Consider the following 4,421-nt stretch of genomic DNA (forward strand, 5'->3'; position numbering starts at 1 on the left):
GTGCCGACGAGGCGGCTGCTTCCGGCATCTTCTTCACTTCGGCCGCTGGCGCGGCCTTGGCAGCAGACTGTCGCTCCAGATCCGCCAGGTTCTGGCTCTTCAGTTCCACCAGCCGCTGCAGTTCCGCAACATTCCTCTCGAGGCTTGCCAAGCGTTCGTTGGCATCCTTGAGCGCCTTCTCCTTGGCAATCAGATCTTCGTCTGTGCGCTTGGCGGCTGGCAGGGGTTTGGTGCCGGGGAGATCGGTTTTGGATACTTTCAGCTGGTCCTTGGGTTCGGCAGCAGATCCAGCACGGTCCTCAACCTTGGTGGTGATCCTGCCGGCTGCTTGCCTGGCACCCTCTTCTCTGCCAGGGACATCCGCGGCGACGGTGGCGAGTCTCCGACGATAAGCCCCCCAATTCGACGATTGTGCAACGATGACGGTCTTGGCCTCGCTCCTCGGAATGGCTTCCAGAGTCGCTTTGTCCGGTATCAAAAGAATTTTGCCCGCCTTCAGGCGGTTGATGTCGCCACCGTCGAACGCATTCTGATTGGCTTGAAAGAGCCCGAGCAGCATCTGGTCCAGAGAAACGCCCTCAGGCCGGAGTTCACTCGCGATCCTGCTCAGTGTTTCCCCGCGCTTGACTTCGTAGGTGGCACCGCCGTCCACAGCCGGCTGCACCGGCTCACGGGTCCGCAACCTGGAAGGCGCGGCGCTCCTCGACCGCTCCTCCAGCGCTCGCGTTTCGACCGGCGGCCTGGCTTCCGCGAGCGGCCTGACGATTGCTGGTGTCGCAGCAGCGGTTTTGGCAGCGAATTCGGGCGGATCGAGCAGAAAGGTGTACTCGCGAATCAGGCGGCCGGTTGGCCAGTTGAGTTCAAGCAGCAAATCGACGAATGGTTCGTTGATCGGCCGGGTTGAAGTCAATCTGATGATCGGCTGACCGTTCGGGCGCTTGTCGATGCTCAGGGTTACGCCGGACAAGGCCGGCGCATAGTCCACACCCGCCTGTTTGAAGGCCTCCTGGGAGGCGAGTTGTGCCTTCATTCCCGCGAGTTCCTCGCGGGTGGCGAAGACCTCCATCTCGGCGCGCAAAGGCTGACCGAGAGCAGAGAAGACGGTGATCTTGCCAAGCCCGGCAGCTTCACTGGCGAGTGGCAAAGCCGCCAGCGCCAACGATGACGCGACTGCCCATGCCGAAGCTTGTAGTCGGAAATTAGCGGTTGTGTCATTCATTTTCTTGGCCACGGCGCATCCCTGAGCATCCACATCGATAATTAAAATAACATCATGAACTTAGCCATGCAAGCTAAACATTCTTCTGCTTCAAAGGTCTCGACAAGGTGAAAAACCGGGTTCCAGTACCCGGTCATGCAATCAGTCATCCAGCAGAATACGGAGCATTCGGCGCAGCGGCTCGGCCGCACCCCAGAGTAACTGATCCCCCACCGTGAAGGCGCCAAGATATTCCGGTCCCATTGCCAGCTTGTGCAAACGACCCACCGGGATGGTCAGGGTTCCGGTGACCGCGGCCGGCGTCAGCTCCCTCTCGGTGATCTCGCGTTCATTGGGAACCACTTTCACCCACGGATTGGCCTGTGCAATGATCTCGCCCAGCTCAGTCAACGGCACATCGCGCTTGAGCTTGATGGTCAAACCCTGCGCATGACAACGCATCGCGCCGATACGCACGCACAGACCATCGACAGGGATGCTGCCCGGAGTGCGAAAGGCCGGACGACCGAGGATTTTGTTGCATTCGGCACCGCCTTTCCACTCTTCCTTCGACTGACCGCCTTCGACCGGCACATCGATCCACGGGATCAGGCTGCCGGCCAGTGCGGTGTTGCGAAAGTTCCGAGTCGGGAAATCCGGCGAGCGCATGCTCTTTGCAACCTTGCGATCAATCTCGAGAATTGCCGAAGCCGGCTCGGCCAGTTCGGCCCGTACTGCGTCATGCAGCGCACCCATCTGCTGCAGCAGTTCACGCATGTTCTGTGCTCCGGCCCCGGACGCTGCCTGATAGGTCATGGCGCTGACCCATTCGACGAGATCCTGTCGTAACAGGCCGCCAATGCCCATCAGCATCAGCGAAACCGTGCAGTTGCCGCCGATCCAGTTGCGGCCGCCCTGGGCCAGTGCGTTCTTGATCACGTCGAGGTTCACCGGATCGAGAATGATCACCGCGTCGTCGTGCATGCGCAAGGTGGACGCCGCATCAATCCAGTGCCCCTGCCAGCCGGCGGCACGCAGCCGAGGGAAGATTTCCTTGGTGTAGTCGCCCCCCTGGCAGGTGATGATCAGGTCCATCCGGCTCAGTGCATCGATCGACATCGCGTCCTGCAAGACTCCGGCATCCTTGCCGGCCAGCACGGGCGCCTTGCTTCCGACCGATGAAGTCGAAAAATAGAACGGATCGACCTGTTCGAAATCACCCTCTTCAAGCATCCGCTGCATCAGGACCGATCCCACCATGCCGCGCCAACCCACCAGACCAAGTTTCCTCATTCGAGCGTTCCTCCACAATCTACTGATTCATTCAAAGCGCCGCCAGTACGGCATCGCCCATGGCGCGTGTACCCACCTTCTGCATCCCTGGCTCGTGGATGTCAGCCGTTCGGTAACCCTGTGCCAGCACTTTCCTGACCGCATTTTCAATACGCAAGGCCGCCGACTCCTGCGCGAAGGTGTAACGCAACATCATGGCTGCAGAGAGAATCGTCGCCAGGGGATTGGCCAGACCGCGACCGGCGATGTCCGGAGCCGAACCGTGACAAGGCTCGTACAAGCCCTTGTGGTTCGCATCCAGCGAAGCCGAAGGCAGCATGCCGATCGAACCGGTGAGCATCGCTGCTTCATCCGACAGGATATCGCCGAACAGGTTACCGGTCACCAGCACGTCGAACTGTAAAGGTTTACGCACCAGCTGCATTGCCGCATTGTCGACCAGCATGTGGCTGAGTTCGACATCAGGATACTCGGCCGCCGTTTCAGTGGCCACGTCACGCCAGAGCTGGGTGGTCTCGAGCACGTTCATCTTGTCGACCGAGCACAGCTTCCGGTTGCGCTTGCGTGCTGCCTCGAAAGCAACTCGTACGATGCGGCGAATCTCGCTTTCGCTGTAATGCATGGTGTTGAACGCGAAACGTTCCTGCCGACCATCCAGCACGCGCATCTCGATGCCGCGCGGTTGCCCGAAATAAATGTCGCCAGTCAGTTCACGAACGATCAGGATATCCAGACCGGCCACCACTTCGGGTTTAAGTGACGAAGCGTTGGCCAGTTCCGGATAAAGGATGGCTGGGCGCAGGTTGGCAAAGAGGCCCAGTTGCTGGCGAATGCCGAGCAAACCCCGCTCCGGGCGCTGCGCGCGCGGCAGGCTGTCCCATTGCGGGCCACCGACAGCACCCAGCAACACCGCATCGGCCTGCTGGGCCAACGCTTGTGTCGCCTGCGGGTAGGGTTCACCGGTGGCATCGACGGCGCATCCGCCGAGCAGCCCTTCCTCCATCTCGCAGCCGAGTTCGAGTGCCTGCAGAACACGCACCGCTTCGGCGATGATTTCCGGGCCGATGCCGTCTCCAGGAAGAACACAAATTTTCATTTCCGATTCCTCAGGCGAACAGCCAGGGCTGCTCGATACGTCGTTGGTCTTCAAAAGCCTTGATCAGATCAGCATGGCGCAAGGTCAGCCCGATATCATCCCAGCCGTTGAGCAGGCACTCGCGCCGGAAAGAGTCCACGGCAAACGGCAGCACCTTGCCATCCGGACGACATACCTGTTGCTGCTCGAGGTCGACCACCAGCCGACAGCCCGGGTGGGCCTCGACCAGCGCAAACAGGGCATCGATTTCGGCAGCCGGCAATACGATCGGCAGAATACCGTTCTTGAAGCAGTTGTTGTAGAAGATGTCGGCAAAGCTCTCGCCAATCAGCGCGCGAAAGCCGAAGTCGAGCAACGCCCAGGGCGCGTGTTCGCGCGAACTGCCGCAACCGAAGTTCTGGCGCGTCAGCAGGATTTGCGCCCCCTGATAGCGGGGCTGATTGAGAACGAAATCCGGGTTGAGCAGCCGCGCCGACTGATCCTTGCCGGGCTCGCCGGGATCGAGATAACGCCATTCGTCGAACAGATTCGGACCGAAACCCGAACGTTTGATCGACTTCAGGAACTGCTTGGGAATAATGGCGTCGGTGTCGACATTGGCCCGATCGAGGGGCGCCACCAGCCCTTCGAGGGAAACGAATTTGTCCATGCTTCTCCTTGTCCGGGCGCCCTACCTGGCAGCCCGCTCGATGGCCTGGCCGCCTTTTTCAATATCCCGGCCCAACCCTTGTATCGTGTTGCAGACCATCAGCAGTCTCCAGGTCAGACTGTTCATGGCGTCTCCGTGCCACCCAGTCCCTCATCACTCAACAGGATGTTGCCAACGCCCAGCAC

5 protein-coding genes are annotated in these 4,421 nt (G+C 60.3%); all 5 read right to left on the reverse strand.

From position 1 onward, the window contains the following. Positions 1 to 1,219 (reverse strand): FimV/HubP family polar landmark protein (locus CAPSK01_RS15930; protein ID WP_337958606.1); only part of this gene is annotated, 1,219 nt, incomplete at its 3' end. 141 nt (positions 1,220 to 1,360) lie between these two features. Further along, complete coding sequence (gene asd / locus CAPSK01_RS15935; RefSeq protein ID WP_034928917.1) at positions 1,361 to 2,491, reverse strand: aspartate-semialdehyde dehydrogenase; 1,131 nt, start codon at positions 2,489 to 2,491, stop codon at positions 1,361 to 1,363. Positions 2,492 to 2,522: 31 nt separating this feature from the next. Continuing rightward, positions 2,523 to 3,587, reverse strand: a complete 1,065-nt coding sequence (gene leuB, locus CAPSK01_RS15940) for a 3-isopropylmalate dehydrogenase (RefSeq protein WP_034928920.1) — start codon at positions 3,585 to 3,587, stop codon at positions 2,523 to 2,525. Positions 3,588 to 3,597: 10 nt separating this feature from the next. Then, complete coding sequence (gene leuD / locus CAPSK01_RS15945; RefSeq protein ID WP_034928923.1) at positions 3,598 to 4,236, reverse strand: 3-isopropylmalate dehydratase small subunit; 639 nt, start codon at positions 4,234 to 4,236, stop codon at positions 3,598 to 3,600. 21 nt (positions 4,237 to 4,257) lie between these two features. After that, a complete protein-coding gene (locus tag CAPSK01_RS23380; RefSeq protein ID WP_273703837.1) occupies positions 4,258 to 4,362 on the reverse strand; it encodes an entericidin A/B family lipoprotein in 105 nt (34 codons plus the stop codon). Between the last annotated feature and the right edge of the window lie 59 nt (positions 4,363 to 4,421).

The sequence above is a fragment of the Candidatus Accumulibacter vicinus genome (genome assembly GCF_000584955.1).
GTDB lineage: Bacteria > Pseudomonadota > Gammaproteobacteria > Burkholderiales > Rhodocyclaceae > Accumulibacter > Accumulibacter vicinus.